The 4618-nt window shown below is 68.0% G+C and carries 6 protein-coding genes and 1 pseudogene; 6 read left to right on the top strand and 1 reads right to left on the bottom strand.

Features of this window, described 5'->3' with window-relative positions; translation table 11 throughout:
- Positions 1 to 162: 162 nt before the first annotated feature.
- The 6 genes and pseudogenes from O3Q52_RS49200 to O3Q52_RS49175 all read left to right on the top strand — a co-directional run.
- Positions 163 to 621, top strand: coding sequence for a DUF3800 domain-containing protein (locus O3Q52_RS49200; RefSeq protein ID WP_269654944.1), 459 nt, complete (start codon positions 163 to 165; stop codon positions 619 to 621).
- Complete coding sequence (locus tag O3Q52_RS49195) at positions 552 to 1166, top strand: DUF3800 domain-containing protein (RefSeq protein ID WP_269654943.1); 615 nt, start codon at positions 552 to 554, stop codon at positions 1164 to 1166. The genes O3Q52_RS49200 and O3Q52_RS49195 overlap by 70 nt, the downstream gene beginning before the upstream one ends.
- A gap of 83 nt (positions 1167 to 1249) precedes the next feature.
- Positions 1250 to 1639: a hypothetical protein gene (locus O3Q52_RS49190; protein WP_269654942.1), complete on the top strand. Its 390-nt coding sequence runs from the start codon at positions 1250 to 1252 to the stop codon at positions 1637 to 1639.
- 224 nt (positions 1640 to 1863) lie between these two features.
- Positions 1864 to 2676 carry a bifunctional 2-polyprenyl-6-hydroxyphenol methylase/3-demethylubiquinol 3-O-methyltransferase UbiG gene (locus O3Q52_RS49185; protein WP_269654941.1) on the top strand — a complete coding sequence of 271 codons (813 nt, stop codon included), beginning with the start codon at positions 1864 to 1866 and terminating at the stop codon, positions 2674 to 2676.
- Between the two features lie 20 nt (positions 2677 to 2696).
- Positions 2697 to 3551, top strand: a complete 855-nt coding sequence (locus tag O3Q52_RS49180; protein ID WP_269654940.1) for a sugar nucleotide-binding protein — start codon at positions 2697 to 2699, stop codon at positions 3549 to 3551.
- Positions 3552 to 3751: 200 nt separating this feature from the next.
- A pseudogene (locus O3Q52_RS49175) lies at positions 3752 to 3874 on the top strand (glycosyltransferase family 2 protein); the annotation flags it as partial.
- Between the two features lie 133 nt (positions 3875 to 4007).
- Here O3Q52_RS49175 and O3Q52_RS49170 read toward each other — a convergent pair.
- Positions 4008 to 4618: GNAT family N-acetyltransferase (locus O3Q52_RS49170; protein WP_269654939.1), on the bottom strand; the 611-nt coding region annotated here is incomplete at its 5' end.

The following is a 4618-nucleotide window of genomic DNA, read 5'->3' as shown; positions in this document are numbered from 1 at the left end:
CTGTGGGCCGTTGACAGTCAATCCAGTCGTCGCAGGTCAGGGCCTTTCGACTGGACTGGGTTGGCTGTCAACGGACAACTGCTGTCCTTGGACAGCGAATCCAGTCGTCCGCCCCGCGCTGACCTGCTGGCCCGCCCCGACGCTGGCGGGCATCCTCCATACATGTCCACTTCACCCATGGAGCGCCCCGTCGTTTACGTCGACGAGTCCGCCAACTCGGGCCAGAACCTCCTCGACCCGCACCAACCTGTCTTCACGGTGGCCGGGATTCACCTCCCTGACTACCTCGCCGCCTCCATCGTCGACGAGGTCCGTGGGCAGCTCCCGCGCAATCTGCGCGAGCCGAAGTACACGTCGTTGGCGGGTTCCAGCGGCGGACGGAAGGCGCTGATGAACGCCTTCGCGCGCCTGCCCGAGGGGAGCGTGCGGACGTACCTGGTCCACAAGCGATTCATGGTGATGACCAAGATGGTCGACGTCATCGTGGAACCCATGGCGCACCGGGACGGCTACAACCTGTACGAGGGAAGGAAACCCTCGCCCTGGCGAACATGCTGCACCTGGCCGGCCCGGTCATGGGGGATGCGGACGCCTACGACCGGATGCTCCAGGCGTTCGTGAACTGGGTCCGGCAGAAGGCCACCACCGACGAGCTGTACGCGGCCATAGCCGCCCTCAAGACCTCCGTGCAAAGCCAGCAGTTCGCCGAGTACGTGGAGGTCCTGGAATACGGCCGGCCCGTCGCTGACGAGACCGCAGCGGAGATCGCATCCCAGGGGCATCGGGACGAGCTGGATCCGGCTATCCCAAGCTTGTACTGCCTCGCCACCACGTTCGGTCAGACCCTGGGCAAGTTCCGCCTGGTGCACGACGCATCGAAAGTAGTCGACCGCAACACCACCCGCCTGCACACCGTGCACTTCCTCCCCGATCCCGCGCGGCCGGGCGAGTTCATGAACCCCTTCATGGGCGGCATCGAGTTCGCGGACAGCAAGGACCACCCGCAGCTCCAGGTGGCGGACTGGGCTGCGGGCGCGACGCGCCAGTGGGCGCAGTGGATGGCAGGTGGCGGCGGGGACCAGTTCTCCCGCGGCCTGGAGCCGGTTGTCCGACCCTGGCTCATCGACGGCATATGGCCGGCTCCCGTGGAGGGCTCAGAGACATGATGGCGACGAGGGGTGCCTGCAGGATCTGAACAGGCTCCCCTGAAGTCGGAGTCGCCCTTGGACCACACCACCAGGAGGAACCAGTGTCATACCCGCAACTGCTCACCCCCGAGGAGAAGCTCGCCGACGCGAAGAAGCTGTTGAGCCTCCCGCGTATCGTCGTGATCTGCGGCTCCACCCGCTTCATGACCGAGATGAACGAGGTCGATCTGCGGGAGACCAAAGCCGGAAAGATTGTCGTCAAACCGGGCTTTGACATGAAGTCGCCGCACGAACTTTGGTCCGATCCTGGCGAGGCCGAGGCGCTGAAGGTTCGGCTCGACGATCTGCACCGGGCGAAGATCCGGCTCGCTGATGAGGTGCTCGTAGTCGGCGACTACATCGGAGACAGCACCCGAGCCGAAATCGCCTACGCCCGGTCGCTGGGCAAGCCCGTGCGGTTCACACACCCCGAAGTCAACCCTGACGCCTGACCGCCCGCTGCCACCTCGACCACCAGGGCCGGCAGCCCGCCGCCTGACCGTCTCGCGGTGACTTCGGCCGCCACCCACCCCACACCCTCCGCAGGCACCCCCTGGCACTGTGGCAGCGGCGGTGGGGGCCGGACCGTCACAGGGCTCCGAAAATCAAAGTGATCACTTCCTGGTCTCCCCTACTCTGCCGGACACCGACAGCCCCTCCTGACAAGGACGGTCCGATGACAAGCAACCCCGCCGTGCGCCCGGAGATCATCGACTTCTACAGCCGGTCCGACGAAGCCGCACGGCTGCAGACCACCGCCACAGGCACCCTGGAGTTCGCGCGCACCCGCGAGTTACTGCGCCGCCACCTCCCACCGGCACCGGCCCGCGTGCTCGATGTCGGCGGTGGTCCCGGAACGCACGCCCGATGGTTGGCCGACGACGGCTACACGGTGCACGTCGTGGACCCCGTCCCCAAGCACGTCACCCAGGCAGCCGCCATCGACGGCGTGACGGCCGAGCTGGGCGACGCCCGCTGCCTCACCGCCGCGGACAGGACGTACGACGTCGTTCTGCTTCTCGGCCCGCTCTACCACCTCCACGACAAGACCGACCGGATCTCCGCGCTGACGGAGGCGGCCCGCGTGGCCCGGCCTGGCGGGCTCATCGCCGCGGCGGCGATCTCCCGCTATTCGCCCCTCCTCGACTACATCGCGACCACCGGTATCACCGAGTCCGCGATCCAGGACGGGGTCCGTGACACCCTGGCCCGGGGCCGCTACGCCGGACAGCGCGGCTTCACCGTCGCCTACTTCCAGACCTCCACCGAGCTGCGCGCGGAGGTCACGGAGGCCGGTCTTACCGACCCCAGCCTCTACGGAATCGAAGGACCCGGCTGGGTGGCGGTCAAGGCCATCGAGAAGTACACCAGCGCCAACCTCATGGGCACGGACATGTACGAAGCGGCCCTCGCCGCGGCCCGCATCGCGGAACCGCACGCGGCCCTCACCGATGCCTCTGCCCACATTCTCGCCATCACCGGGCCCTGACCGATCTAGGGTGTCGCCTCATGACACTGCTGATCGTAGGTGGGTCCGGGTTCCTGGGCACCGAGCTGGTCCGGCAAGCTGTATTGGCGGGGCGCCCGACAGCCGCGACCTATACGACCAGGCCCGGCAGTGCTCCGGGGATTACCTGGCGCAGTCTCGACCTGCGGGATCCCGGGAGCGTGGAAGCGGTCGTGGCCGAGGTGAACCCTCGCGTCATCGTCAATGCGTCGAGCGGCGGGGCCGACTGGGCAGTCACAGCCGAGGGACCCGTCCGCCTCGCGATCGCCGCAGCGAAGGCCGGAAGCAGAATGATCCAGGTCTCCACCGACGCCGTCTTCTCCGGCAAGAGCCACGTTCCCTACGACGAACACTGCAGGCCCGACCCCATCACCCCGTACGGAGCGGCGAAGGCCGCCGCGGAAACGGTGCTGCTGCTTCATCCGGACGCCGTCGTGGCCCGCACCTCGCTGATCATCGGCGACGGCCAGTCCGAGCACGAACGCACCGTCCACGCACTGGCCACCGGCACCCGCGATGGCGTCCTCTTCACAGACGACTTCCGATGCCCGGTCCACGCGAGCGATCTGGCCGCAGCGCTCCTCGAACTCGCGTCGGGCGACACGACCGGCGTCCACCACCTCGGCGGGAACCAGGCTCTCAGCCGGCACGAGCTGGGCGTGCTCATCGCCCGACGCGACGGACTCGACGCATCGCGACTGCCCACCGGCCTACGGGCCGACAGCCCCCTGCCCGGGCCCCTCGACATCCGCCTGGACAGCCGCTCGACACAGCGCAAGTTGCGCACCAGGCTGCGCGGCGCGCACCAGTTCCTCGCCCTGGGACGGCCTCACCAACACCCTTGCCAATCAAGTTAGTCGCCGCAGGTCAGCGCGCAGGGCTTCGGCGAAGTCCGCTGACGTCTGTTTCGTGATCATGTGAGCCCGGGGAGCTGAAGGGGTCGGCTCGGGTTTCGATCGTCGGGGCGGAGGCCAGCGGCGATATTGGTGACTCCGTCCCCCTACCGCCTATGCCGAAGCCCTGGGTACATGACGGCTGCGTGCAGGGCGGCCCGACCGAGCTTGCGCTCATTCCCTACAACTGGAAGCTCTACCGCGATCACGAACGACTCTCGGCTCCTCGGTCGACGCTGGCCCTGTCGGGAGCTGCGTGGCATTCGCTGCGCAAGTCGCGGATCTAGTGTCCTGCGCCGCTAGTTCGTCGAAGAAGTCCAGCGCGGTTCGGCGGAGAAGTCCCCTGCTGAGAGATGTGTTCGCTGTGGTGCCCGCCACGGGGCGCTCCGGAGTTCTTCGCCGGATCTCTGGCGCGGCATGCTAGAAGTCGTACAGCGCGAAGTCAGTAATCGGGCGGTACCCAATCCGCTGATAGAGGCCGTTGCTGGTGGGGTTGGCCAGGTCCGCAAACAGCAGGACCTCCGCCGCGCCTGCGGCTAGAGCGGCCCGGCTCACCTCGACTGTCGCGGCGCCGGCGTAACCGCGACCGCGCAGGTGTGCCGGGGTATAGACGGGGGCCACCCGGATCTGGCCCGCGACCATGGGCGTCCTGCCCGCCATGGAGACGGGGGTGCCGTCCGGGGTTTCCCAGAGCGTGACGCGTTCGTCGGCGATGCGCGTGTCCGCCCACGAGCTGTTGTCCGCAGAGGGGGCTCCTCCGATGTCGGTGACGAACTCGCGGTGCCAAAGCATGAGTTGCTCGCGGTCCTGCTCGCCCGCGACTCGCCCCCGGCCCTCAGGGAACGGTTCTGGTGGCGTGAGCGTGCCCAAGCGGTACAGGCGCTCCCGCTCGTGCAGCGTCGGTATCGCGCCCGTGCGCCGCTGCCAAGCCTCTGCGAAGAAGCTGGCGGTGTCGTGGTCCGCGTTGACGCCGGGGAGGGGATGGCCGAGGCCGGCTAGTTGAGCGGCGAGGCTGTCGGCCTCTTCGGGGG

The organism is Streptomyces sp. ActVer (genome assembly GCF_027270795.1).
Lineage (GTDB): Bacteria > Actinomycetota > Actinomycetes > Streptomycetales > Streptomycetaceae > Streptomyces > Streptomyces umbrinus_A.
This window is presented reverse-complemented; position numbering and strand designations above follow the sequence as displayed.

What these genes read in the sequence shown, in the direction of transcription:
- O3Q52_RS49200 (WP_269654944.1), top strand. Translation starts at nt 163, where the DNA reads ATGTCCACTTCACCCATGGAGCGCCCCGTCGTTTACGTCGACGAGTCC.
- O3Q52_RS49195 (WP_269654943.1), top strand. Translation starts at nt 552, where the DNA reads ATGCTGCACCTGGCCGGCCCGGTCATGGGGGATGCGGACGCCTACGAC.
- O3Q52_RS49185 (WP_269654941.1), top strand. Translation starts at nt 1,864, where the DNA reads ATGACAAGCAACCCCGCCGTGCGCCCGGAGATCATCGACTTCTACAGC.
- O3Q52_RS49180 (WP_269654940.1), top strand. Translation starts at nt 2,697, where the DNA reads ATGACACTGCTGATCGTAGGTGGGTCCGGGTTCCTGGGCACCGAGCTG.